Source organism: Aureivirga marina, assembly GCF_015767265.1.
Classification (GTDB): domain Bacteria; phylum Bacteroidota; class Bacteroidia; order Flavobacteriales; family Flavobacteriaceae; genus Aureivirga; species Aureivirga marina.
The window spans coordinates 194,947-220,036 of record NZ_JADPIB010000006.1 but is presented as its reverse complement, the minus strand read 5'-3'; the positions used below and the strand labels follow the sequence as shown (position 1 = coordinate 220,036).

Genomic DNA, 25,090 nt, shown 5'->3' with positions numbered 1-25,090 from the left:
AAATCATGAATCTACAGGACTTTATATTGCAAAGTTAATTTTAAATGGTGAGGAGTTTACCACAGAGAATGGCGGACTTACAATCACACAGACTTTACCAGGAAATATTTCTGGAGAATTTGAGGTGGTAAAGGAAAATATGAAAGATTATGTAGGACGCCCATCAGGTGACGCTTATAATTTTAAATTTACCAATAGTAATATTTTTACAACAACACTTCAGAGTAGAATTAATATTGTACCAAAATCAATAGATACAGAGTTATTTGCTGCTGCAACAGGAGATAAATATTATGAATTAAAGAATCATCTAGGAAATGTACTTAGTACAGTTTCAGATAGAAAATTGGTAGATTCAGATATTAATACTACATTTAAACCTAAAGTTCTTTCATATAGTGATTATTATCCATTTGGAATGCAATTACCTAATAGATTTGGAAATTCAGATGCGTATCGTTATGGATTCCAAGGACAGGAAAGAGATGATGAAGTTAAAGGAGAAGGGAATTCTTATGATTTTGGTGCTAGGATGTTGAATTCTAGAATAGGTAGATGGTTTGCAAGAGATCCTTTGGAAGCTAAATTTCCTGGATTTAGCCCATATAACTTTGTGTTAAATAAACCTTTAATTTTAACAGATCCAGATGGTAGGGCTCCTCAAGATCGTTGGAGAATTCATGCCGATGGAACAACAGAATGGATTAGTTCCGAAGGAGGAGATAAAATAGATTATGTTGAATATTTAAATGATAAATGTGAACTTGAATATACAGATGAGATAGAGGTTGAAACAAAGATTGTATATAATTTGAAATCTAAATTTTCTCTTAATGGAGAAGAATTTATTAAGGATGCCCCACCTGGTACACAGGAAAAATCACCAGGTTTAAGGAAAGAACAAGGGCTAGCAATGGGATATACTAATCCTGGAGAAATTAGTGATTGGTCTGATCCAATTATAGAGGAAGGAACAACGAAAATACAAGAAGCAGGATTTCCAGTTGTTGCGATTATTCTTTTTGCAGTACTTGTAGATACTAAAAAAGCTTTGAAAAAAGTAGATGAATTAGTTTCCAGAAAAAAAGCTTTTAGACAAGCGAAAAGAGATGCTAAGATACCAATGAGTCAACAGCCAAGTAAGGTTGATTCAGATGTGTTAATGACTGATAAAAATGGTAATCCTATACTTGATGATAAAAATCAAATGATTAGAACAAGAGAATATCACTTTAAAGATACAGATGGTAACTCAAGAGTAATTCAAGATCATTCAGCAGGTCATTCTTATCCTGGTGGTGTAGGAGATCAAGGAGCTCATTTTAATGTGAGACCTAGTGAAAATACTAGAACTGGAAAAGTTCCAGGAACACAACCTCATTATGATTTCGACAAATAAAAGCAATAAATATGAACTTAGATTATGTAAAAAAATCCTTTTTTTTAAAGGAGCTTTATTCAAATGAATTAGATTTAAAAGGGTCTTTCATTTCAAATATAGATTTTTCATATAATGGGCCTTCTTTACTTATAACATTTCATATAAATAAAATTCCTAAAAAGTATCCAGAAAAGTGGAAGCAAAATTGTAATTCATTTAAAATTAATTTTGAATTTTCAGGTATTTTAGATTTAAATTTTTGTAAGTGGGGAACAAATAATATAATTGATTTTCAAATGGAATATGTAAGTGGGAAATATGATATTAATATTTTTTCTGAAGAAGTGAGTTTAAGATTTAAAGCACGAGAAATATTATTTAAAACAATAGAACCTTATAATATATAATTTATATTGTAAACTTAATGTCTCATTAATGTTCCCCGCTTGTCTTCGAGTGAATAACAAAAAACACTAGATACCTAAAAAACAAACCCAGTACTTTGTAAAAAGTACTGGGTTTTATAATTTTATTTCTCAAGAATAGGATTAATTTCAATCAATTCTACATTCGAACTTCCTTTATAGAAATCTTTAATTACAGCGCTATGTCCTGAACCGATTAAAACTAAAATTCGATCGTTCTCTGTGATTACATCGTCAATGTTTTTTTTGATGAAAATATTTCTTTTCCACCAATTTGAAACAAAATCAGAAGCTGGAGAATTTCCTTTTTCTACAAAATTTAAAACACTTTCTAAATAAATATTTTTATTAAAATTATCCGATTCTGCTTGATTTAATTTAATCAAAGTTTCATTTAAAGTATGTGTTTTTAAATAAGAAGTGAAATCAGCAGCAAAATCATTGGTATTTGCTAAAAGCGAAGAGAATTTTTCCATTAAATTATGCTTTTCTAAATAGTTTACAAGCTCTTCATCACCCAAACCCATTTCATAATCGATACCGAAAAGTTGCTCATGATTTAATTCTTTTGCCAAACGAAACCCAATTTGATACAACTCATTTGTAGGTAATTTATATTCTCCATTTAAATAAGATGCATATTTTCTATTTAATGTGTCATTATAACTTGGTTCTCTTTCAACTAAAATTTTTGTTGGTTTAAATGCAACCAATTTTTTTACAATTTCTGCAACTTCTTTCTGCCTTTTTTCTGTGTGTAAATCATCCATTTTTATAGAGGAATAATCGGAAGTATTGCCAAAATGGAAGGATCCTAAAAAAGCAATTTTTGGTAAATTTTCAGTTACTTTTTTCTCTTTAATTTCTTCTTTTTGAACTTCATTTTTCTTTCCATCTGAAGTATTACAAGCAAAAAACAAAGCAGATAAACTTAAAATAATTAATTTTTTCATAGTGTGATTTATAGTTTGAAATTTTTATAATTTGTGAAATTAGGAATCTTTTAATATTAATTAAAATAGATAGTTTTAATTAATCATTAATATTGAAAACAAGAATAAAAGATTTGGAAGTTTTTGTAGATTTTGCGACAGAAATATTTCTAAAATTAAAAATATAAAGCTTAAAAAATGGAGAATTTACTACGTGAAATTGGAAAAAAATGTCCTATAAATGTAGAATTAAAAGAAAGAATTCAATCAGATTTTAAATTAGTCGAAACCAAAAAAAAAGAGATTCTTTTAGAACAAGGAAATATTGCAAATCATTTATATTTCATCGAAAAAGGAGTTTTACACAATTATTATTTCTTTAAAAATAAAAAAGTTTCTTCTTGGTTTTATGCTGAAAATCGATTTGTTTCTTCTTGGTATAGCTTTTTTTCGCAAAAACAAAGTTATGAAGAAATTGAATGTTTGGAAGATTGTGTTTTATATAAAATAAGTTATCAAGATTATCAAAAATTAATCAAAGATTTTCCTGCATTTAATAATTTTGCTCGCTTACTTTCTGAAGAAATTATTGTGTTTTTTGGAGAGTTTTCAAAAGGTTGGGCATTCTTAACCGCTAAAGAAAAATACGATTTATTATTATCTTATTCTCCAACAATTGAACTTCGAATTAAACTTGGATTTATCGCTTCATTTATTGGAGTTTCACAAGAAACTTTAAGTAGAATTAGAGCTGGAAAATGATTTTTTGATATAGGTCAAAGGAAAAAAGAAACCCATTTCTGAACTTTGTAGAAAATAAAACACACGTAATAAAATGAAAGATTTAAGATTATTTTCTACAAAGTTTGTAGTTGTATTTTTGCTGCTTGGAAATACGTCTTTTGCTATGATTTCTGAAAATTTAAATAAGCAAAATTTACCACCAAAAAAAGAAATTGTTGAAACACAAAAAACAGAAATTCTTCTTGGAAATTGGTATGTTGACTATAATGATAAAAATTATAAAGGAAGATTAGTTTATGAGATAAAAAAATCTAGAGCTGATATTTACAATGCTTTTTTAAAGGAATATAACGATGAAAATGGAAATGTTAAAAAGGCAAATGATGAAAAAGTTTTATTAATTAAATCTTTTAATGGAAAAAGAGGAAAAGGAATTTATTTATTGAAATATCAAGGAGAGCGATACAATGTAAATTGTACAATTGAATTGAAAGATAAAAATACATTTGTTTTAAAATATAACTATTATGGTTATAAAAGTGTTGAAACTTGGAAAAGAAAGTTGAGTTAGTTTATTTTTTAAATGTATTATTATGAAAAAACGTAAAATAATAATTCTTGTTTTTGTACTTTTTCTACTTCCCATTTTATTTTATTTCTTTTCTAAAAATCCACATGATGTTGTTTCTTACCCAGAAATTTTAGTGAAAAATGCTAAAATTTATACACAAGATTCTATTCATCCTTGGGCAGAAGCCATGTTGGTGAAAAATGGAAAAATAAAATATATAGGAACAAATAATGAAGCTAAAAAACAAAGCTCTTCAAAAGCAAAAGTAATCAATGCGAAGAATAAATTAATTCTTCCTGCTTTTATTGATTCACATACACATCCAGGTTTGGTTTCTTGGTTTTCGGATAAAATTATTGGAATTCCAGAAGGAACAATAGAGGAGAAATTACAATGGCTGAAAAAATATGCTGAAGAAAATCCAGATGTTCCTTATATCATTGCTGGAAGTTGGAATTGGTATGATTTCGGAAAAGAAGGACCAAATAAACGTGATATTGATGCTGTTGTAAAAGATATTCCAGTGATTCTTTTAGAAGGAATCGGACACAGTTTATGGGTAAATAGTAAAACTTTGGAGGTTTTAGGTGTTGATAAAAACACAAAAGAAGGTGTAGAAGATTTGTCTTTTTATTACAAAGATGAAAATGGTGAACTAACTGGTTGGATTAAAGAATTTGTTGCTTATCCAAAAATGATTGAGTTATTAAAAGCGAAAGAGAGTAAAAATGTTGATTTGGTTTTAGAAATGTTTTTAAATCATCTTTCGTCACAAGGAATAACGACTATTTTTGATGCAGGAAATATGACTTTAAATGATGAAACTTATAGTCGTGTTGCAAAATTAGATAAAAAAGGAAAATTGCCAATGCGCTATGAAGCTTCTTATCACATTGTTATTCCAGAACAAGTGAAAAAAGCTGTACCAGAAATAAAAAGATTACGTCAGAAATATCAAACCGAAAATTTGAGATTTAATACAGTGAAAATTCATTTTGATGGAATTATTCAAATTAGAACTGCGGCGATTAAAGAACCTTATAGAGATGATTTGGATAATCATGGAAATACGCTTTTAAATGAAGAAGAATTAACTTCTTTTCTTAAAGATTTAAATAAAGAGAATATAAATTTACACTTGCATACAATTGGTGATCAAGCAATTCATATTGCAATAAATAGTTATGAAAATTTGGTGAATTCTCTTGAAAATAAAGAAAGTTTAAAAACAAAATTGACCATTTCTCATTTGGAATATATAGATCCTGATGATGTTTCTAGAATTAAAAAACTTGGAATTATTGCGAATTTCACACCTCAATGGTTTGGATATCCGCAACATTATTTAGCACATATGATTGGAGAACGAGCAGAACATAGAATGGAAGCGAAAACTTTGATGGATTCTGGTGCAGATGTTACATTTTCAAGTGATGTTATTTCTCCACTTGAATATTTAAGAAGTAGTCCGTTGCTAGGAATACAAGTTGGACATAATAGACAAAATATTTACGGTGGAAAAGAAGCGCCGATAACTTTGCCAATTAAGGAACGTTTAAGTATCGAAGAATTAATTAAAGGTTATACCATAAATGGCGCAAAACAATTAGAACTAAATGAAAGAATTGGTTCCTTAGAAGTTGGAAAAGAAGCAGATTTTATCATTTTAGATAAAAATATTTTTGAAACGGATCGCTATGATATTTATAACACGAAAGTGGAAAAAACTTTTAAAAATGGAAAGGAAGTTTATAGAAGAAATTTTAAAGCCATCGTAAATGATTTTTTCTTGAGTTTAATTTTGTAAAGCAAATTCAATCCTGAAGCTGTTTTTTTGCTAAAGTATCTAGGATGGATACTTTAGCTTTTTTATTTTATTCTATTTTAGGTTCGCTTAGATATTTCGTTATAGTTTTAAAGGTTCCAGTATTTTTATAAGAATATTGAATTTTTCCAACATATTTTTCATCTTCAAGGCTAGAACGTATTATTTTTCTTGTAGAAGAATCAAGCATATCAAAAGTGGTATCATCATCTAAATAATTTTGATTTAAATGGAAAATTACTGAAATATATTTGGAATTTTCCATATATGGAACAGAATCATACACACGAATATCTGGTGAAAAAGCAAAGGATTCTACACCTTTTATTAAAGATTGTTCTAATTTTTTTGATGTATTTTCATTATAAGACTCTTTGACAAAAGTATTTTGTTCAATGAAAGAATTATTCAATGATTCAAAAGGAGAAAAAATTATATACAAAAATCCTGTAGCAATTAAAAAAGAGATAGCAATAAATCCATAATTTATTTGAGAAGGATGATTTTCGGCTGAATAAGGGACAACTTCTGTTCCTGTAATCATATCACCAATTCTTCTATTTGGATTAATAAGAGTAACAATAACTTCAATTGGCCAAATTATTATAAAAAGATTTCGAAATAGACATTGAATTGGAGATGCAACTTTTCCAGTTTTCTTTTCAATTATTTGTAATTTAAAAATTCTTTTAGCAAGACTTCTACCACTAAAGCTATCTTTACAAAAATAAAAAGAAGAAATTGCATAGAAAATAAATGAAAAATAAGAATCATAAGTGTCAAAAGGGTCAGATTGATTTTCATGAGAAACATTAAATCCATCAATGATAGATGGAATAAAAAAAGGTATAATTAATATTCCCATTATAAGCGTCATTGAAAAATGATCAACAACCATAGAACCTATACGAGCTCCAGTATCGACTTTTTGTTTTAGCATAATTTTTAATTAATTGTTGTTTAATAAATATTTTTTTAGAATAGATGCATGAGAAAGTGGTTTTATTGTATTATTGACATCTTCATTCACATCATAATCTAAAAAAACCAAATCTTTTTCTTTGTGTAAATTTTGTAAGAGTTTTATTTCTTTTTGTAATTTGTTTTCTAAAATCCAAGTATAAGTCGGAATATAAATTTCTTTTCTAGCTGAGATATAATCTAGTAATTCTTCACTATTTATTCCTTTTTGATGACCAATTGTTTTTCCAAATTTTCTTACAGTTCTTTTTAAACTTTTCATTTTTTGATTCTCGAATTTTTGCATATCAATTGGATGATTTTCAAAAACTTTTAAACCTTGCCAAATTCCTTCAACGGAAGCTGAAAAATATCCTTTAGAAAAAGGAACGGGAATATTTTTTATGGGATAAAATGGACTAAATTTTAAATAAGGAAGCGATGCTTTTGAGGTTACATCAATAATTTCAGCATTTGGAAATTCCTTGCGAATATTATCTAATTTTCGCCTTTTACTAATAATAAAAATCATTTTGTGCTTTTTCTTTTTTGCAATATTACTATTTAAGAATTGATTGAACAATTCAATGTTCAATTAAAGTGAGAAAAATAAAAAGAGAATTTCAAGATATGTTTCCTAGAATAATAAATATCGTACTTTTGTAGCATTAATTTGAGATAAATGAGTAAGAATTTTAAGATGGTTGCTACAACCATGCAAGGACTAGAAGAAGTTTTAGCTACAGAATTACGAAATTTAGGAGCGCAAGATGTTAGAGTTGGTGTTCGAAATGTTTCTTTTTTTGGAGATAAAGGATTTATGTATAAAGCAAATATTGCTTTACGTACTGCAATTCGTATTTTAAAACCAATAAAAAGATTTAAAGTATATGATGAAGAAGATTTATATGAGGAATTACAAAAAATCAAATGGGAACATTATTTAGATACACATAATACTTTTGCGATAAATGCGGTTGTAAATTCTAAATTCTTTACTTCGAATTCACATTATATTTCATTAAAATCAAAAGACGCAATTGCAGATTATTTTAGACATAAATATAGCAAGCGTCCTAATATTGATATCAAACATCCAGATTTAAGAATTCATGTACATATTCAAAAGGAATTTTGTACAGTTTCTATAGATTCTTCAGGAGATTCTCTACATAAAAGAGGATATAGAAGTGCAACGAATATTGCACCAATTAACGAAGTTTTGGCTGCTGGATTAGTATTACTTTCAGGATATAATGGAGATAGAAATTTTATTGATCCAATGTGTGGTTCTGGAACAATTTTAATCGAAGCTGCAATGATTGCAAATAATATCCCAGCTAATATTAATAGAAAAGAATTTGGTTTTGAAAAGTGGGCAGATTTTGATGAAGATTTATTCTTTATTATTCAAGAATCTTTATTGAAAAAAATTAAGAATTGCCGTCATAAAATCATGGGATTTGATAAAGCTCCTTCGGCAGTGAAGAAAGCAAAAGACAATGTGAAAAATGCCAATTTAGAAGAATTTGTTGGAATACATCATGTGAATTTCTTTAATTCTACAAAAGATTTAAATGGTGCTACAACAATGTTATTTAATCCACCTTATGGAGAACGTTTAAATATTGATGTAAAAGAGTTTTATAAAAGTATTGGAGATACATTAAAACATCAATATCCAGATACACAAGTTTGGTTTATTACGTCGGATTTGGATGCTTTAAAACATGTTGGTTTACGAACTTCAAAGCGAATTGCAATTAAAAATGGAGATTTAGATTGTCGTTTCGTGCGTTATGATATGTATGCAGGAAGTAAAAAAGCAAAAAAACAAGAGGATAGATAATTCGCTTAAAAAGAATAAAATAAAGAGAAGAGGTGGTTAATTTTTTAATCATCTCTTTTTTTTGTTAAAAAAATAAAGTTAAAGAGTGGGAAATGTTTAAAAATAAAATAAATTTGCGCTGAAATTATAAAATATGTTATTTCTTAATTTATTATTGCTTGAATAAAGAAAAAATGTGTTTTTGAAAAAGAAATAAAAATGAATAAAAAATACACACTTTTTGTGTTGTTTTTGCTATGTACACTTATAAGTAAAGCACAATTAAAAAAATCCATGATCTATGGTTTTGAATATGGAAAAAATAATCCAACATTAGAAAATAATTATTTTTTTTTAGATAAAGAACTTAATAGTTCACAGTTAAAATTAAACATAGGTTTACAATTAGAAACAAAAAATGAATTTGTTTATTCTTTAGAATATGGACTTATTTATCGTTTTTTTTCTACGATTGGGCTAAAATATAATTTACTTAATGATGTTCTTGTTAATGTATCTCAAGAAGATTTAAATTTAATAGGAAGAGTTGGTTTTGGTAAAAATATTTACTTTTCAAAAAAACTTGATCGATTTTCTCTTTTTTTAGGAGTAGGTTTACAAGCAGAACTAAACGGAATGCAAATACAAAGAAAACCAACTGGTTATGAGAACGATTATGTGTTACTTACAAGTAATTTCAAAAATAAAGTATCTTGGTTTATACAACCTGAAATTGCAATAAGAATTCGTTCTAAAAGTAGAAAATCAGCATGGAAGTTAGGAGCAAGATATAATGTTTCTTTTGCGAAAAATATAATGGAAGGTAATTTTTCTCATTATAATAATCAAAAATTAGCTGGTAAAGTAAATTTTGAAGTTGATGGAAAAATGTTAGCACTATTTTTTCAGTTAGAATTTCAAATGAAAAATAAGAAGAATAAAAAAACAATGTTACAATTAAAAAAATAATATAAACAAACTTATAGGGAAGAGATGATTTTGAAATAAAAGATCATCTCTTTTTTTTGAAAAAAAACAATAATATTTATTTAGATTAAATAAAAATAAAATACATTTGCATTCAAATTTTAAAAAATAGAAACATGATTAAAAAATACTATTTAGGAGCGATTCTAGTTATTTCTCTTTGTTTTTCTTGTTCTAAAGCTGATTTGGATGTTATTTATGGAGAGAATCCAGAAGAGAATTTAATTACAAATCCAGATGAAAATATAGATAATACAGATTCTGGAGACAATTCATCAAACACAGATGATAATTCTGATAACACGGATAATACAGATGATACTAATAATTCTGATAAAAGTTTAGTAGGAATTTGGAAAGGAGTGATGAATTGTAAACCATGTGGAAATGGAAATGCTTCTTATACTTATACTTTAGATATTTTTACGGATGAAAACAATGAAATAACAGGAACTATTCATTTAATTGATATTGATTTTAATACAGAAACAGGATTATACAGTATTTCAGGAGAATATAATTCAGATTTGGAATTGGTAATTGATCAAACAATTTTGATTGAAGAAAATGGAGATAACGGAGATTATTGTGAAGGAAATGTGTATCAATTTCAAATTTCTGAAAATAAAACAGAAATGGACGGACATTGGATTAGTTCAGAATCTTGTTCGCAATTTTGGTTATTTAATTCGACAGAAGATACATTTGATATTCACATTGAAAAAGAAAATTAAGCGATGAAAACATACTTTTTAAATACGCTTTTTCTTCTATGCTTTGTAGTTGGAAAAGCACAAATGCAAAAATCAATTATTGTTGGTTATGCTATTGGAACTTTTAATTCAAATATTGATCATTCGGGAGATTATTTTCAAGTAGATCAAAATAATTTTCAATCGAAATTTAATTTAGGAATTCAGTTTAAAACCCAAGCGAATACAATTTATTTTATAGAATACGGACAAATTTACCAACGATTTAGTGTAGATGGAGAAACTTCTGAAAGCCGATTTAAAATTGATCAAAATAAATATATTCCTTCTGCAAGAGTAGGACTTGGAACGAATTTTTCCATTTTAAAAAAAGCTAGAAAATTGTGGTTTATCTATTTTGGAGCTGGAATTCAATCAGAATTTCATAGTACAGATGTTTTGAGAAATATTTCTGGAAATGAAAATGATTATGTAGAATTATTGACGGAATTACAAGATAAAATTGTATTGACAATTCAACCAGAAATTGCTCTTACAAGTGAAATGAGTAAGAACAAATCGTTTTGGAAATTAGGATTACGATATACGTTTCCATTTTCGCAAAATGTGGCAAAAGGTAAATTTTCACATTATTTAGAGAAAGAATTAGTGAAAAATCAGAATTTTGAAATCAGTGGTAAAATGTTATCAGTTTTTCTACAATTAGAATTTAATATTTCAAAGAAAAAATAAATTTTTAAAAAAATAGAATGAAATATAACTATCTGAAATGATATGTTTTAGGGTGAATTTTCTTACTATAATTTAATCAAAAAAAACAAAAATTAAAAGGGATAAAATTTTAACAAAAAATATTTGTAATGTGAATATTTGCATACTTTTTCATTTGAATAAAAAATGATATAAAATTCATGAGGATTGTAAACATCGATGTTTAAAATAAAGGTTGTGTGAAAATTACTTAATAATTAGCAATTTTTTAGGTTAAAAAAGTAACAATAATTCAAAATTTGCGGAATTTAAATAATGAATTATTAGTTAAAAAAGTATGTGTATTTGATAAATTTCTATTAGAAATTTTGTGAAGTTTCATTTAGCTTTAACAAAACTTTAACAATCACGCAAAATGAAACTAAAATTACTCACACTAATTGTGCTCTGTTGCACAGCGGCTTTTTCACAAAATTCTCCGCAACCCTGTAAAGCTTCTGAAATCAATAATAAGTTTTTAGAAGAACATACAGATGCGTTTGTTGAAAACCATAAATTCAACCAATTTTCAAGAGAATTTCAACCTCAAACGAATAATAGTACATACATTATTCCTGTAGTATTCCATGTTTTTGGAGATATTCATAGTGGTAAAACGGTTACTTATGAAAAAATAGAAGTAGCTCTAGAAAAATTAAACGATGATTTTAATGGATTAAATCCAGATTTTTCATCTGTTGATTCTTATTTCTCAAATATTAAATCAACTCTAGATATAGAATTTCGTTTGGCTAAAATTGATCCAAATGGAGGATGTACTACAGGTGTCATTTTTTATGAAGATGCAAGTGGATTCGGAAATGGTTCTGGATATGATAATCAAATACAACAATATGCTTGGGACAATTATAAATACATGAATATCTATGTGCAAAATGATTTGTACAATGATGGAAGTGAATATAATTCAGGTGTTGCTTGGTATCCGAATACTTGGATGTCAGATAACGATTTAGCAAGAGTTGTGTATAATGGATCATATTTACACGGAAATACAGATTCAGAATTTGCTTCAACTTTGACACATGAATTTGGACATTGGTTAAATTTAATTCACACTTTTGAAGGTGGATGTAATGGAACTGATGAGGTTAACGATACTCCAGCAGAAGATGGATATCACGACTTAGATTGTACTTATGGATATAATTGCAGTAACAGCTATGTAAATGTTGAAAATTACATGGGATATAACGGTTCAAGTGGTTGTTATAAAATGTTTACTGCTGGACAAGTTACTAGAATGGAGGCAGCTTTAAATCACCCTACAAGATACCCTTTATGGCAAAATTCTAATTTGATTGATACAGGAGTTCTAAACGAAACAAGCGGACAAGGAACTTTTGAGAGTAGCATAAGTACAATTTTTGAAGATGATGCGAATAACGGAACTTTTACAGAAGTTATTACTGTCGATCTTAACAATGGATATTTTTCAAATTCTTCTGGAACTTTACAAGAAAATACAGATTATACTGTAAGTGCTCCAACTGGATTAGGAGTTCAAATTAATCTTCTTTCTTCAACGAAAGCTGAAATTTCATTTACTGGAGCTGCAACTTATCATGATGATAATGATAATACAACTCTTGAAATTGATTTTAAAAATAATGCACTTTCTGGTGGATTAAGTAGTTTTTCTTGTGCTAAATTAGCTTACGAATTAAAATATTATGCTCCTTATGAAATCGTTTATGTTGATATAGATGATATTACAATCACAACTTCTTATCCATGGGAATGGTTTACAATTGAAGTTGGTGATGATAATCAATATGGAGCATTTTTAGATGCAAATCTAAATGATGAATTAAAAATCGAAACATATCAAAAACCACTTATTTGTGAAGGAAATTCTTTAAACATTACATATTTAGGAGAAGATGAGCCTGTGAACGGAACAAGAAATTTTGTTGACGGTGGGCCTTATCCAGATCTTCATAATTTAAGAAGTACAAACTATACAGTTTGGGATGGACAAGAAGGATATGTTGGATTTGAATACCGAATTAACAATAGAAAATGTTATGGATGGTTTAAGTTGAGTGTTTCAACTTATGGAGATTCCTATACATTATTAGAATACGCATATAATACAGCTCCAAATCAGACAATTTATACAGGTTATAATAATTCGAATGTTAGTGTGACGGATTATACTTTAAATAATGAAATACTTATTTATCCAAATCCAGTAAAAGATCGTTTACAGTTAAAGTTGAATTCAAAACAAGAAAATGTTCAAATCAGTATCTACGATTTACATGGAAAACTTGTAAAGAGAATTTTCAAGGATAAAATAGATGGTGTTCTTGAAATTGATACTAAGGACATGACTTTTGGATTGTATAATATTACGTTAGAATCAGGCGAAGAAATAAAACTCTCAAGTAAATTCCTTAAAAGATAATTAATTTTTTCATAAACAATTTTTTTAAAAAAATTTCTTCGTGTATTAAAAGAGGCTGTTTTATTCTTTGGTGAAGGCAGTCTCTTTTTTGTATTTAAAACTTTTGGTTACTTTTTGAAATAAATTATAAAAAGGCATTAAAATATTTTTCCAAAAAGTATTGTAATTTTTATCATCACCTAATCCTAAACCAAATTCTACTTTTCTATTTTTTACAGATTTTGAACGAATTAAAGTTCCAAACATCCAATCCCAAATTGCTAATTTTGATCCCATATTTTTGTCAAAATGCTCAGGATTATTACTATGGTGAATTTGATGTTGGAAAGGACTAATAAAGATATATTCTAAGAAATTAAAATAAGTCAATTTTACATGAGAATGACGGAGATTTGCTCCCCACGCAAGAAAAATAAAGCTAAAAGCATTTACTCCTAAAAAAGTAATTTTTTCAATTTGATGATTTGATAAATAATCAAAAACTCCTGTAACAACTCCAAAAACAATGATATTTTTTGCATTATTTAATAATAATTCAATAGGATGCAAACGATATTGTGTCAAAGGATTTAAAGAAGTTGCAGAATGATGAATCTTATGAAATTCCCATAAAAACGGAATTCGATGCATTAAATAATGAATAAAAAAGGAAAAGAAATCACCGATGATTGTTAAAGCAATTGTATAGTAAATCAATGTTTCTGTAACACTCAATTTAATACTTTCATAACCGAAAGTTCGCATCAAATATTCGTTTACATGATAAGAAATATACAATCCGAAAATCAGAAAAGGAGCAATCAATAATACTTTCACAAAACTATTGAAAAAGATAATTTTATAATCAATCCAAGCAGATTTACTAAACCAAACTTTTTTATGGAATAAAAATTTAAAGAAATTTTGACGAGTTTTCGAACGATAATAAACATACAAAGCTAAAACAAGCGTCGAGACGAGATATAAATAATGAATTCTTTTTGTTGGATTTACAAAATTTTTAAAAGGAAGTTTTAAAGCTTCATATACGGTATCGAAAATTTCATGAAAACTCATATCCATACATTTTGAATTCATGCAAAAGTATCTAATTATTTGTGGTTAAACAAATTATTTAGATGTGTTCTAAATAGAATTTTCTAGTTTCAATTATTACCTTATTTTTGCAGCATTAAATACATAAATTTATGAATATTGATTTATTATTCTCATTTTTAACTGCATCTGTTTTGCTGACTTTAATGCCTGGTCCAGATATTATTTATGTCTTGATTCAAAGTATTACAAACGGAAAGAAATATGGAGTTGCAACAGCAGCAGGTTTGGTTTCTGGAATTATTATCCATACAACTTTGATTGCTTTTGGTGTTTCTGCAATTATTAAAGAATCAGAAGTTATCTTTACAATCATCAAATTTTTTGGGATTTTTTATCTTCTTTATCTTGCATTTAAAACATTTAAAGCAAGTGCTGTAATAGATTTAGATGTCGAAACTAAAAAGGATGTTACTTTATTAAAATTGTTTAAACAAGGATTTATTATGAATGTTTTAAATCCAAAAGTTACCATTTTCTTTTTAGCATTTTTTCCAAGTTTTATTGATGAAAATTATGGAAATGTAACAATGCAAGTTTATGTTCTAGGACTTCTTTTTATGTTACAAGCTTTTATTATTTTCTCTAGCATGTCTGTAATTGCAGATAAATTAACTTCTTTCATCAGAGAAAATCAAAAGTTCCAAGTTACTTTAAAATGGCTACAAATAATTGTTTTAATTGGAATTGCAGTATTTATTTTTGTTTCCGATTTATAAAAAATAAAAAAGCATATAGAATTTCAAATCTATATGCTTTGATAGCTATTTTAGTTTAATGTTATTATCTTTTTTTCTTATAACTGAAAGGGAAAAGAGTTATTCAATAAAAGAAATATGATAATTTTGGTTAATTGATTTCGAGTTTTTTATGCATTTAAAGTAATTTCTTCTTTCTTTTGAACGAAACACATAATTCCGCCAATTAAAAATATTATAGCAACAACAATAGAAAGTAAATTTCCTACAATAATGGAAGTTCCGACTAAAACTGCGGAAAGAATCATTAATATTCCAGCGATTGTTGGTTTTGGTTTCCCCATAATTCCACCTACAAGTCCAAGAATTGCAGCAGCAATTCCAATCCAAATAAAAATAGATCCTGTTGTTGCAGCAGCTTCATAAGGTGCAGGATCACTTAAAACAGTTGTTAAATTTTCAATATCTTCATCTGTTAAGTTTTCTCCTAAATTTCCAACTCTTTCTAATTCATTAATTTGCTCCTGAGAATTAGCCATGGCTCCAACTGCCGTTCCACAAGCTCCTGCACATAATGCAGAAGGTATTCCTAACACGCCACCAATAATTCCTAATATCATCGGAGCTGATGATGTTCCTTTTTCTGTCATTTAAAAATTAATTTTGATTATAAATTTTTGAAGCAATTTAAAGAAAAATAAGGAATGTAACTGATACAATTTTAGCAATTTAAGATGAAATATTAATATTTTTATAATCCGTTGATTTTTCGCGGTTTAATTCTTTTCAAGGAATACATTATTTATGTAAAAATAAGTTTTGAAAGACTAAAAATTTATTAAAATAGAAGACTTTGATATATTTTTTAAAAGGAAGCTTTTTGAAATAAACATTATTATTATCTTTGGTTTTTCATTAAAAAAATAAGAAAATTATGAAACTTCTTGAAAATAAGACAGTTTTAATAACTGGAGCAACACGAGGAATCGGAAAAGGAATAGCTCAAAAATTTGCAGAGCAAGGTGCGAATGTAGTTTTTACTTTTAGTTCTTCAGTAGAAGCAGCAAAAGCATTAGAAGACGAGTTAAATGGATTAGGAGTAAAAGCTAAAGGTTACCAATCAAATGCAGCTGATTTCCAAGCAGCACAAGATTTAGTAGCTGAGGTTGTGAAAGAATTCGGTTCTGTAGATGTTTTAATTAATAATGCAGGAATTACAAAAGATAATTTATTAATGCGTATTTCTGAAGAAGATTTCGATAAAGTGATGGATGTAAACTTGAAATCTGTTTTCAACTTAACTAAAGCAGTAATTCGCCCAATGATGAAACAACGTAAAGGTTCGATCATCAACATGAGTTCTGTTGTTGGAGTTCAAGGAAATGCTGGACAAGCAAATTACGCAGCTTCTAAAGCAGGAATGTTAGGATTTACAAAATCTGTTGCTTTAGAATTAGGTTCTAGAAATATCCGTTGTAATGCAATTGCTCCTGGATTTATTGAAACAGAAATGACTGCTAAATTACCAGAAGAAACTGTAGAAGGATGGAGAAAAGAAATTCCATTAAAGCGTGGAGGTTCTCCAGAAGATATCGCAAATGCTTGTTTATTCTTAGCTTCTGATATGAGTTCTTATATTACAGGACAAACTTTAAATGTTGACGGAGGAATGATTACTGCATAATCTTTTTTTCAAAATTATATGATATGAAAGCTGACTTGTTTTTTTCAAGTCAGTTTTTTTATGAACTTATTTTATTGCTTCATAAAAAAGTCTATTTTTACAACTTATGAAATTTGAAATTATTCATGATTGACACATCAACTATTTTCTATATTATTTTAGCATTTGTCATTGCAATTGCAGTTTCCTTTTTATTATATTTTTTAAAAGAAAAAAAAACAGATAAAAGTAATTTTCTCTTATTTGGTTTAAGAACTTTAAGCGTTTATCTTTTATTACTTCTTTTTATTAATCCTGTAATCACAAGAAAAACTTACGAAACAATAAAACCAAAATTGGCAATTTTGTTCGATAATTCTTCATCTGTGCTTTCTACTAAACATAATAAAGAAGAAATACAACAATTTTTTGAAACTATAGAAAATAAAGATGAATTAAAAGAAAAATTTAATGTTGATTTTTATGAATTTTCAGAAGATATTTCTGTTTTAGATTCTTTACATTTTAATGGAAAACAAACAGATATTTCTAAAGCTTTACAGAAAGTTTCTAAAGTTTATAAAAATGAAAAAGCTCCAATAATTTTATTTTCTGATGGAAATAGTACTAAAGGAAATGATTATGCCTATTTTCAAGGAAAACAAACAATTTATCCAATTATTTTAGGAGATACAATTTCTTATGCTGATTTAAAAATTAATCAAATAAATGTCAATCGCTATGCGGCTTTAGATAATAATTTTCCTGTTGAGATTTTTACAAATTACGATGGTGAAAAACCTGTAAAAGCAAAATTAATTGTAAAAGAAGGAAATAAAACTGTTTTTACAGAAGATGTAAATTTTGATAAAAATACAAAATCCGAAACAGTAAATTTTTATATCAAAGCTGATAAAAAAGGTTTTCATCGATATAATGCTTCTTTGATTTCTTCTGATTTAAAAGAAGAAAATATGCAAAATAATCATGTGAATTTTGTTGTAGAAGTAGTGGAAGAGCAATCGAAAATTTTAATTCTTTCCAATTTTGTACATCCAGATGTTGGAATGTTTAAAAAGATTGTTGCAAATGACAAAAAACAATCAGTTTCTTTTAAAAATATTAAAAATTATAAAGGAAATCTAGCTGAAAATGATTTAGTTGTATTATACCAACCAAATCGAAATTTTTCAAAAGTTTTTCAGCAATTAAAAAATACAAATCAGAATTACTTTATCATTACAGGAACAGTTACAGATTGGAATTTCTTGAATAATGCACAAGATTTTTTCAAAAAGAAATCTGGAAATTTGGTAGAAAACTTTACACCAAGTTTTAATGCAGGATTTATGCCTTTTATTACTGAAGATTTAGGTTTTTCTGATTTTGCTCCTGTAAGAGGAATTCTTGGAGAAGTTTCCATAAATGCGCCTGCGGATATTTTATTGAAACAACAAGTGGAAGGAATTGAAACAGAGGAACCACTTTTGGTGACGATTAATCCAAATAATGAACAAAAAGTTGGTGTTTTATTTGGAGAAGATATTTGGCGTTGGAGAATGCAATCTTATTTAAATTCGCAATCTTTTACAGAATTTGATACTCTTTTTAGCAAACTTTTTCAATATTTGAGTTCTACAAAGAAATTAGACAGATTGAAAATAGATTATAAGCAAAATATGCTTTCTAGCGAGGAAAATAAAATTTATGCTTCTTATTTTGATACAAATTTCAATTTTGATAAAAGAGCTAGAGTTTGGCTAGAAATTCAAAATACAGAAACAAATAAATCGTTCAAACTTCCATTTAATTCAAAAGAAAATTACAATGAAGTTTCTTTAGAAGAAATTCCAGCAGGAAAATATGCATTTACAATTTCTGTGGAAAATGAAAAAGAAACAAAGAAAGGTTTTTTTGAAATTATTGATTTTGATGTGGAGAAACAATTGGTTTCTGCAAATGTGGAGAAATTAAATCAATTGGCAGCAAATACAAATGGAAAAACAATGTATCCAAATCAATTAAATTCTCTTTTAGATGAATTAATTCAAGATCAAAAAATCACACAAACACAAAAAGAAATCATCACACAAGAAAGTTTAATTTCTTGGAAATGGCTTCTTGGATTATTGGTTTTCTTATTGAGTTTAGAATGGTTTATTAGAAAATATTTGGGGAAAATTTAAATTGAAAAAATGTATTTATTAGAAGAACACTTCAATTCAATTGAAAAATTACTTATTGCTAAATCTAAAATTGCTAATAATTCAGGGCATCCATTACATAAAGGAAATGCAAGAGAATATTTTATTAAAGAATTTTTAAAAGACCATATTGGAGAAAATATTAATATAGGAACTGGTGAAATAATTGATAATAATACATTAATAACTGATAAAAGAAATCAAATTGACATTGTTTTATTTAATTCTGTGTTTCCAAAAATTAGATTTTCTTTAGATGTTGATGTATTTTTAATAGAGTCAGTGAATGCAACAATTGAAATTAAATCGACTTTAACTAAAATAGAACTTAAAAAAGCAATTCAATCAGCAGCTAATATTAAAAGACTTGATAGAAATGTAGATAGATATATTAATCCTCAAGGTACAGTTCCTCCAAGATTGTATTGCCATTTAGTAGCTTTTAATTGTAAAGTGAAATTAGAAACAGTAAATAAATGGTTTATTGAAATAGAGAAAGAACTTAATTTAAATCAAGAAAACTTCCCTCAAAAATTAGAGGAACGAACTTCAACACCTAGCCAAGCTCTTGATGGAATATTTATTCTTGGAAAAGGAACTATAATATATGATAATCTACCTGTTAGATTTGGAAATATTACACAAGACTTATATGTTAATAATCCTTCCAATAAAAAAATTGTTTTTAATCAAGTTGATAAAAATATTCTATTATTTTTTATAATAATTACTGAACAAATCAAGGGTATTGAAACAGATGTAATAAACCTTACAAAATACTATTCGAAAACATTTGATGAAAAAGGGATTATTTATTGGTCAATCTAAACTATTAATTATAGTCATGACATAATAATTTTTAATTCTTAATGAATAAAAGTTTAGATTAATGGAAATTAAATTATTATCAAAAATAAGTTTGAATAAATAATTCCGTAAATTTAATAGCTCCTTCTGTATTTAAATGCGTATGATCTTTAAAAAGAGTAATATCAGAATATGCATTTGAGAAATCAGTGTAATTATTCAGTGAATTTTCAAAAATTTTATGATTTCCTTCAAAATTGAAAACAGGTGCTGTAAAAAACATTAATTCGATATTATTTTCTTTACACAAAGAAATAATTTCTTCAATATGAATATTTTTTTCTCTTTTTAAAGTATAAAAATGAGGAGTTTTTTCTTTTAATATTCCATCTGTGGCTTTAAAACCTAGATTATTTATTGTATTAATTTTCTTTCCTGAAACACTTAAAAATAAATTTCTAAATCCAATTTTAGAATCAAATTTTAAATATTTATAAAATGGGATATAATTATAATAGAAATAATCTGGCTCAAAGCGTTCAAATTCTTTATTAATATTATCTTCAGTCAAATATGGAAGCCAATTAATTTTTGCAAGATTGTCTGGTGAAATTTGATTAAACGAATAATCTATTTGAATAAAAACCTTTTTAGTATTAGTATTTTTAATCACCTCTTGTAGCATTAATTTTACTTCGAATGGACCTGTGGAAGGATATGCTAAATTCAATCCTTTTTTTCCAGTTTTTTCTAGGATTGTTTTTGAATTTAAACTATGAATACATCTGGAAGAACCTAAAAGAACATATTCCAAAGAATCTTTTTTAGAAAAAGATTGCTTTAGCCAAGTAATTTTACTTCGAGGAGCACTTTTACTATAAATAAATGTATATGAAAAATCTAGAAAATAAGCTAGAATTATAAAAATTAAAACTGTTTTTAAAATATGAATAAGAAACTTTTTCATGGCAATTAAAATTTGAAATAAATAAAATCTTGGATTTCAGAAAAACTTCCAAAAGAAAGAATTAAGATTAAAATAAAAGCAATTTTCAATCTTGGAAATTTCATATCTAAAAGAGGAAATTCTTTATGTCTAGCAAACCACTCAATTACAACAAGAACAAGAATTAAAGGTAAACTTTCAAAGGCGAATCTTTCAATTGATAATTTTTCTATAGAAAATTGAAATTGTGCAATTTTTCGGATATAAGAAAAAGCATGTGAAACATTTTCAGCTCTAAAAAATATCCATCCGAAAACAGTTAAGGTAAATGTTACTAAAATTCCAAAAAGCTCTTTTCCTTTTGGTAAAAAACTATTTGAAGCAATTGTGTTTAAGTTTTTTCGATTTGAATTTGACAAAGATAAAGGTAGAAAATAGAGAGCATTTAGAAATCCCCAAACGATAAATGTCCAATTTGCTCCATGCCAAAACCCACTAATCAAGAAAATGATAAAAGTATTTTTGATTTTATTTAAATTATTTCCTTTGCTTCCGCCAAGAGGAATGTAAACATAATCACGAAACCAAGTGGAAAGAGAGATGTGCCATCTTCGCCAAAACTCTGCAATATCTCTCGAAAAATAAGGATATTTGAAATTTGTCATTAATTTAAAACCGAATAATCTAGAAGTTCCGATTGCAATATCAGAATAACCAGAAAAATCACCATAAATTTGAAAAGCGAAATAAATTCCACCTAAAAATAAGGTGAAACTAGAATAGCATTCATAATTATTAAAGATGTCATTTGCATATTGAGCACAGTTATCAGCAATTACAATTTTCTTAAAAAGTCCCCAAATTATTTGATTGATACCATTTTTTGCATTTTCTAAATTAAATTGTCTTTTTTTAGAAAATTGCGGTAATAAATTTGTAGCTCTTTCAATTGGTCCAGCAACTAATTGCGGGAAAAAGCTTACATAAGTGAAAAAATCTATTGGATTTTTAGAAGGTTTTAAATCTTTACGATAGACATCAATTGTATAACTCAATGTTTGAAAAGTATAAAAGCTAATTCCAACAGGTAAAATAATATTTAAAGAATTTCCTTGAATAGTTTTTCCGAAAAATGAAAAAGTATCAACAAAACTATTTAGGAAAAAGTTATAATATTTAAAGAAACCAAGTAATCCCAAGTTTACTGCTATGCTAATTCCTAGTAAAAGTTTTCTTTTTGAAATATTTTCCGATTTATATATTCCGATACTTAGGATATAATCCAAACAAGAACTTATAAAAATTAAACTTAAAAAACGATAATCCCACCAACCATAAAATACATAACTAGCAATTAGTAAAAGGATATTTTGTAATTTGAGATTATTTTTTAGAATGATCCAATAAATAAAAAAAACTATTGGAAGAAAAATAGCAAAATCTAGGGAGTTGAATAACATTTTTTATTTTTTTCGCAAAAGTAATTAAAATATTAGCAAGCATTGATTTATTCTTAAAAAATAAAGAATGGATTGCAGTTAATTTGAAACTTAAAGCTAAATAGAATAGAAACTTACATCTGCGTATAATAATTATAATCTTGAATTACAGTATTAATGAAATCATAAGGTTTTTCATTTGTTTCTATTTCAGTTATATTTATGATTTTATCATTAAGTTTTATGATAATATCATGATTTCCTTTTGATTTAGCTTCTTGATAAAGGTTTTTAATTGTTTGAATATCTTTATCAGAAAGTAAAGTTACTTGAGGATAAGTTGGAGCATAATCTTCTTTTACTTCTGTAATAATTGTGTTTTCCAAACTGATATATTCTTTTTCAAAAACAACTGTTGTTCCAGCAGCAACATCACCTAATCGCTGTCCTTTTTTTGTTAGTAAAATAGAAAGTGAAGCAACAGATCCTGTAGTAAGTAAAATATCAAAAATTCTTAAAACCCAACGAACTAATAAATTAATAACAGTTGGTTTTTCGCCATTTATTTGAACAACACGAATTTTCATAAAATATTTTCCAGGACTTTTTCCATTATTTAAAACTTCAAAAAGCAAACTATAAAAAAACACAGGAAGCATTATTAAAGAAATAATTGTAGGAGTTAAATCATATCCTAATAATTTCTTTGCAATCATAAGCATGATAAAAGCATACATACCCATTATATCGATATCAATTAAAAATGCCCAAATTCTTTTAGTAATTGGAGATATATTTTGTGAAATAGTAATGTTTTGTGCAGTTTGAATTTGAAATTTTTCCATAATTTTATTTATTTTTGGCAAAAATAATAAAAAATGCGTGAAGCCAATTTTATAAAAAAAAATAAAGAAAAATGGCAACTTTTTGAAGATGTAATTCGACATAAAAAAGAAATAGAACCAAATGAACTTTCGGACTTATATATAGAAATTACAGATGATTTGAGTTTTGCTAGAACATTTTACCCTGATAGTAATATAGTAGTTTATTTAAATTCAATTGCTGCTGAAGCACATAGAAAAATATATAAAACTCAAAGAGAATCAAAGAAAAGATTATTGGAATTCTATAAAACAGATTTTCCATTATTATTTTACAATTACCAAAAACAACTTTTAATTGCTTTTTTAGTTTTTGCTTTTTTTACAATCGTTGGAGCTTTTTCTGTTTATACAGATATTGATTTTGTTAGAATTATTTTAAGTGATGGTTATGTAAATATGACGCTGGAAAATATTAATAATGGTGATCCAATGGCTGTGTATAAGCAAACAAATGAAGTCGATATGTTTCTTGGAATTACAATTAATAATATTCGAGTTGCATTTATGGCATTTGCTTTTGGAATATTATTTTCTGTAGGAACATTATACGTAATGATGCAAAATGGAATTATGCTTGGCTCATTTCTTTATTTTTTCATAGAAAAAGGACTTTTCTGGGAATCATTCAGAACTATTTGGATTCATGGAACTATTGAAATTTCTGTAATTATAATTGCTGGTTGTGGAGGAATGGTTTTAGGAAATAGTTTATTATTTCCAAAAACACTTTCTAGATTAGATTCTTTTAAAAAAGGAGCAAAAGATGGATTGACAATTATGTTGAGTACAGTTCCATTATTTATTGTAGCTGGATTTTTAGAAGGATTTGTAACTAGACATACAGAAATGCCTGATTGGTTAGCGGTTTTGATTATCGGAACATCGCTATTTGTGATTCTTTTTTATTATGTATATTATCCGATAAAATTAACGAACAAACTAAAAAAACTTGAAAAATGAAAAACTTAATTACATTGTACAAAGAAAGAGATTTAGGGGAACTAATCTCAGATTCCTTTAAATTAATCAAAGAAGAATCGAAAAACTTTTTTCCAATATTTATTAAAATAACTTGGATTTATATTTTAATAGTTTTGGCTGGAAATGCTTTTACTCTATTAAATTTTTCAGATCCTACAAAATTGACAAATATTTTTGCAATGTTTGGAGGAACTATAATTTCTGGAGTAACAAACATTATTTTATATGCTGTTTCTTTTGGAGTGGTTCTATTTTATTTAAAAGCTTATAACGAAAACGAAGGAAATGTAACTTATGAATATGTAAAGACAAATGTTTATAAAAGAATTTGGTCTTTATTAGGTTTAGGATTCTTAATTTATTTAATAATTTTTGTTAGTGCATTTTTCTTTCTCTTACCTGCAATTTATTTTGCAATTACGTTCTCAACTTGCTATCAAATTATGATTTTAGAAGATAAAACTGCATCAGAAGCAATTTCAGATAGTTTTAAATTAATTAAAGATCATTGGTGGGTAACTTTTGGAGTTTTGATTGTTATTACTGTATTATTTTTAATTATTAGTTCTGTTTTCAATATTCCAACAATATTATATCAATTTATCAGTATGGGAACTATGCTTAGAGATTTTGGAAATGGAATTGATGCATATTCTATTTTTTCAGATCCAATTTATGTAACTCTAAATATGATTTCAATTTTAGGAAGTACATTTATTAATGTTTTAGCAACTTTCGCTTTTGCAATGGTGTATTTTGATTTACATGAGATTAAATATAAAACTGGGATTTCTAATCAAATCGATAATATAGGAAGCTAATT

At 26.8% G+C, this 25,090-nt stretch carries 24 protein-coding genes; 16 read left to right on the top strand and 8 right to left on the bottom strand.

All coding sequences use genetic code 11. The features are described 5' to 3' along the window. Together I1A51_RS13985 and I1A51_RS13980 are read left to right on the top strand one after the other, a co-directional pair. On the top strand, positions 1–1,399 hold a 1,399-nt coding region (locus I1A51_RS13985), incomplete at its 5' end, for an HNH/endonuclease VII fold putative polymorphic toxin (protein WP_262895831.1). Positions 1,400–1,410: 11 nt separating this feature from the next. After that, positions 1,411–1,788, top strand: coding sequence for an Imm50 family immunity protein (locus I1A51_RS13980; protein WP_196894956.1), 378 nt, complete (start codon positions 1,411–1,413; stop codon positions 1,786–1,788). 122 nt (positions 1,789–1,910) lie between these two features. On the opposite strand, the gene I1A51_RS13975 is transcribed toward I1A51_RS13980, so the two are convergent. Further along, positions 1,911–2,759, bottom strand: coding sequence for a DUF5694 domain-containing protein (locus I1A51_RS13975; RefSeq protein WP_196894954.1), 849 nt, complete (start codon positions 2,757–2,759; stop codon positions 1,911–1,913). Positions 2,760–2,936: 177 nt separating this feature from the next. On the opposite strand from I1A51_RS13975, the gene I1A51_RS13970 reads away from it, so the two are divergent. The 3 genes from I1A51_RS13970 to I1A51_RS13960 all read left to right on the top strand — a co-directional run bounded on the left by I1A51_RS13970 (position 2,937) and on the right by I1A51_RS13960 (position 5,860). After that, positions 2,937–3,500, top strand: coding sequence for a Crp/Fnr family transcriptional regulator (locus I1A51_RS13970; protein WP_196894952.1), 564 nt, complete (start codon positions 2,937–2,939; stop codon positions 3,498–3,500). 73 nt (positions 3,501–3,573) lie between these two features. Then, positions 3,574–4,053 carry a hypothetical protein gene (locus tag I1A51_RS13965; protein WP_196894950.1) on the top strand — a complete coding sequence of 160 codons (480 nt, stop codon included), beginning with the start codon at positions 3,574–3,576 and terminating at the stop codon, positions 4,051–4,053. Positions 4,054–4,075: 22 nt separating this feature from the next. Further along, a complete protein-coding gene (locus I1A51_RS13960) occupies positions 4,076–5,860 on the top strand; it encodes an amidohydrolase (RefSeq protein ID WP_196894948.1) in 1,785 nt (594 codons plus the stop codon). 67 nt (positions 5,861–5,927) lie between these two features. On the opposite strand, the gene I1A51_RS13955 is transcribed toward I1A51_RS13960, so the two are convergent. Both I1A51_RS13955 and I1A51_RS13950 read right to left on the bottom strand, forming a co-directional pair. Beyond that, positions 5,928–6,818, bottom strand: coding sequence for an RDD family protein (locus I1A51_RS13955; RefSeq protein ID WP_196894946.1), 891 nt, complete (start codon positions 6,816–6,818; stop codon positions 5,928–5,930). A 9-nt stretch (positions 6,819–6,827) separates the two neighbouring features. Next, the gene (locus I1A51_RS13950) at positions 6,828–7,370 is read right to left on the bottom strand and encodes a DUF6939 family protein (RefSeq protein WP_196894944.1); all 543 of its coding nucleotides are present in this window, start codon (positions 7,368–7,370) and stop codon (positions 6,828–6,830) included. A 150-nt stretch (positions 7,371–7,520) separates the two neighbouring features. On the opposite strand from I1A51_RS13950, the gene I1A51_RS13945 reads away from it, so the two are divergent. From I1A51_RS13945 to I1A51_RS13925, 5 genes are all read left to right on the top strand, one after another. Continuing rightward, a complete protein-coding gene (locus I1A51_RS13945) occupies positions 7,521–8,687 on the top strand; it encodes a THUMP domain-containing class I SAM-dependent RNA methyltransferase (RefSeq protein ID WP_196894942.1) in 1,167 nt (388 codons plus the stop codon). Positions 8,688–8,885: 198 nt separating this feature from the next. Next, complete coding sequence (locus I1A51_RS13940; protein ID WP_196894940.1) at positions 8,886–9,635, top strand: hypothetical protein; 750 nt, start codon at positions 8,886–8,888, stop codon at positions 9,633–9,635. A gap of 134 nt (positions 9,636–9,769) precedes the next feature. Then, a complete protein-coding gene (locus I1A51_RS13935) occupies positions 9,770–10,387 on the top strand; it encodes a hypothetical protein (RefSeq protein WP_196894938.1) in 618 nt (205 codons plus the stop codon). A gap of 3 nt (positions 10,388–10,390) precedes the next feature. Next, positions 10,391–11,098: a hypothetical protein gene (locus I1A51_RS13930; protein WP_196894936.1), complete on the top strand. Its 708-nt coding sequence runs from the start codon at positions 10,391–10,393 to the stop codon at positions 11,096–11,098. Between the two features lie 421 nt (positions 11,099–11,519). After that, positions 11,520–13,547 carry a zinc-dependent metalloprotease gene (locus tag I1A51_RS13925; RefSeq protein ID WP_196894934.1) on the top strand — a complete coding sequence of 676 codons (2,028 nt, stop codon included), beginning with the start codon at positions 11,520–11,522 and terminating at the stop codon, positions 13,545–13,547. Between the two features lie 60 nt (positions 13,548–13,607). Here the strand turns inward: I1A51_RS13925 and I1A51_RS13920 are convergent, their stop codons facing one another. Next, positions 13,608–14,624, bottom strand: a complete 1,017-nt coding sequence (locus I1A51_RS13920) for a sterol desaturase family protein (RefSeq protein WP_196894933.1) — start codon at positions 14,622–14,624, stop codon at positions 13,608–13,610. A gap of 110 nt (positions 14,625–14,734) precedes the next feature. Between I1A51_RS13920 and I1A51_RS13915 the strand changes: the two genes are divergently transcribed. Further along, positions 14,735–15,361 (top strand): LysE family translocator, encoded by a 627-nt coding sequence (locus I1A51_RS13915; RefSeq protein ID WP_196894931.1) that lies wholly within the window; start codon positions 14,735–14,737, stop codon positions 15,359–15,361. Positions 15,362–15,510: 149 nt separating this feature from the next. Here I1A51_RS13915 and I1A51_RS13910 read toward each other — a convergent pair whose 3' ends face one another. After that, the gene (locus I1A51_RS13910) at positions 15,511–15,990 is read right to left on the bottom strand and encodes a DUF4064 domain-containing protein (protein ID WP_196894929.1); all 480 of its coding nucleotides are present in this window, start codon (positions 15,988–15,990) and stop codon (positions 15,511–15,513) included. Positions 15,991–16,274: 284 nt separating this feature from the next. On the opposite strand from I1A51_RS13910, the gene fabG reads away from it, so the two are divergent. The 3 genes from fabG to I1A51_RS13895 all read left to right on the top strand — a co-directional run bounded on the left by fabG (position 16,275) and on the right by I1A51_RS13895 (position 20,035). Beyond that, complete coding sequence (gene fabG, locus I1A51_RS13905; RefSeq protein ID WP_196894927.1) at positions 16,275–17,024, top strand: 3-oxoacyl-[acyl-carrier-protein] reductase; 750 nt, start codon at positions 16,275–16,277, stop codon at positions 17,022–17,024. 125 nt (positions 17,025–17,149) lie between these two features. Then, positions 17,150–19,189: a vWA domain-containing protein gene (locus I1A51_RS13900; RefSeq protein ID WP_196894925.1), complete on the top strand. Its 2,040-nt coding sequence runs from the start codon at positions 17,150–17,152 to the stop codon at positions 19,187–19,189. 9 nt (positions 19,190–19,198) lie between these two features. Further along, on the top strand, positions 19,199–20,035 hold the full coding sequence (locus I1A51_RS13895) for a DUF6602 domain-containing protein (protein ID WP_196894923.1): 837 nt from the start codon (positions 19,199–19,201) through the stop codon (positions 20,033–20,035). Positions 20,036–20,114: 79 nt separating this feature from the next. On the opposite strand, the gene I1A51_RS13890 is transcribed toward I1A51_RS13895, so the two are convergent. From I1A51_RS13890 to I1A51_RS13880, 3 genes are all read right to left on the bottom strand, one after another. Then, the gene (locus I1A51_RS13890) at positions 20,115–20,981 is read right to left on the bottom strand and encodes a hypothetical protein (protein ID WP_196894921.1); all 867 of its coding nucleotides are present in this window, start codon (positions 20,979–20,981) and stop codon (positions 20,115–20,117) included. 5 nt (positions 20,982–20,986) lie between these two features. Then, positions 20,987–22,420 (bottom strand): MBOAT family O-acyltransferase, encoded by a 1,434-nt coding sequence (locus I1A51_RS13885; RefSeq protein WP_196894919.1) that lies wholly within the window; start codon positions 22,418–22,420, stop codon positions 20,987–20,989. A 113-nt stretch (positions 22,421–22,533) separates the two neighbouring features. Next, positions 22,534–23,244, bottom strand: coding sequence for an RDD family protein (locus tag I1A51_RS13880; RefSeq protein WP_196894917.1), 711 nt, complete (start codon positions 23,242–23,244; stop codon positions 22,534–22,536). Between the two features lie 33 nt (positions 23,245–23,277). Between I1A51_RS13880 and I1A51_RS13875 the strand changes: the two genes are divergently transcribed. Together I1A51_RS13875 and I1A51_RS13870 are read left to right on the top strand one after the other, a co-directional pair. Then, positions 23,278–24,246, top strand: coding sequence for a stage II sporulation protein M (locus I1A51_RS13875; RefSeq protein WP_196894915.1), 969 nt, complete (start codon positions 23,278–23,280; stop codon positions 24,244–24,246). Next, positions 24,243–25,088 (top strand): hypothetical protein, encoded by an 846-nt coding sequence (locus tag I1A51_RS13870; RefSeq protein WP_196894913.1) that lies wholly within the window; start codon positions 24,243–24,245, stop codon positions 25,086–25,088. Before I1A51_RS13875 ends, I1A51_RS13870 begins: the two co-directional genes overlap by 4 nt. Positions 25,089–25,090 lie beyond the last annotated feature (2 nt).

Bases quoted from the DNA above. Each gene is read 5' to 3' on its own strand.
- I1A51_RS13980 (WP_196894956.1), top strand. From the start codon at position 1,411: ATGAACTTAGATTATGTAAAAAAATCCTTTTTTTTAAAGGAGCTTTAT.
- I1A51_RS13975 (WP_196894954.1), bottom strand. From the start codon at position 2,759: ATGAAAAAATTAATTATTTTAAGTTTATCTGCTTTGTTTTTTGCTTGT.
- I1A51_RS13970 (WP_196894952.1), top strand. From the start codon at position 2,937: ATGGAGAATTTACTACGTGAAATTGGAAAAAAATGTCCTATAAATGTA.
- I1A51_RS13965 (WP_196894950.1), top strand. From the start codon at position 3,574: ATGAAAGATTTAAGATTATTTTCTACAAAGTTTGTAGTTGTATTTTTG.
- I1A51_RS13960 (WP_196894948.1), top strand. From the start codon at position 4,076: ATGAAAAAACGTAAAATAATAATTCTTGTTTTTGTACTTTTTCTACTT.
- I1A51_RS13955 (WP_196894946.1), bottom strand. From the start codon at position 6,818: ATGCTAAAACAAAAAGTCGATACTGGAGCTCGTATAGGTTCTATGGTT.
- I1A51_RS13950 (WP_196894944.1), bottom strand. From the start codon at position 7,370: ATGATTTTTATTATTAGTAAAAGGCGAAAATTAGATAATATTCGCAAG.
- I1A51_RS13945 (WP_196894942.1), top strand. From the start codon at position 7,521: ATGAGTAAGAATTTTAAGATGGTTGCTACAACCATGCAAGGACTAGAA.
- I1A51_RS13940 (WP_196894940.1), top strand. From the start codon at position 8,886: ATGAATAAAAAATACACACTTTTTGTGTTGTTTTTGCTATGTACACTT.
- I1A51_RS13935 (WP_196894938.1), top strand. From the start codon at position 9,770: ATGATTAAAAAATACTATTTAGGAGCGATTCTAGTTATTTCTCTTTGT.
- I1A51_RS13930 (WP_196894936.1), top strand. From the start codon at position 10,391: ATGAAAACATACTTTTTAAATACGCTTTTTCTTCTATGCTTTGTAGTT.
- I1A51_RS13920 (WP_196894933.1), bottom strand. From the start codon at position 14,624: ATGAATTCAAAATGTATGGATATGAGTTTTCATGAAATTTTCGATACC.
- I1A51_RS13915 (WP_196894931.1), top strand. From the start codon at position 14,735: ATGAATATTGATTTATTATTCTCATTTTTAACTGCATCTGTTTTGCTG.
- I1A51_RS13910 (WP_196894929.1), bottom strand. From the start codon at position 15,990: ATGACAGAAAAAGGAACATCATCAGCTCCGATGATATTAGGAATTATT.
- fabG (WP_196894927.1), top strand. From the start codon at position 16,275: ATGAAACTTCTTGAAAATAAGACAGTTTTAATAACTGGAGCAACACGA.
- I1A51_RS13900 (WP_196894925.1), top strand. From the start codon at position 17,150: ATGATTGACACATCAACTATTTTCTATATTATTTTAGCATTTGTCATT.
- I1A51_RS13895 (WP_196894923.1), top strand. From the start codon at position 19,199: ATGTATTTATTAGAAGAACACTTCAATTCAATTGAAAAATTACTTATT.
- I1A51_RS13890 (WP_196894921.1), bottom strand. From the start codon at position 20,981: ATGAAAAAGTTTCTTATTCATATTTTAAAAACAGTTTTAATTTTTATA.
- I1A51_RS13885 (WP_196894919.1), bottom strand. From the start codon at position 22,420: ATGTTATTCAACTCCCTAGATTTTGCTATTTTTCTTCCAATAGTTTTT.
- I1A51_RS13880 (WP_196894917.1), bottom strand. From the start codon at position 23,244: ATGGAAAAATTTCAAATTCAAACTGCACAAAACATTACTATTTCACAA.
- I1A51_RS13875 (WP_196894915.1), top strand. From the start codon at position 23,278: ATGCGTGAAGCCAATTTTATAAAAAAAAATAAAGAAAAATGGCAACTT.
- I1A51_RS13870 (WP_196894913.1), top strand. From the start codon at position 24,243: ATGAAAAACTTAATTACATTGTACAAAGAAAGAGATTTAGGGGAACTA.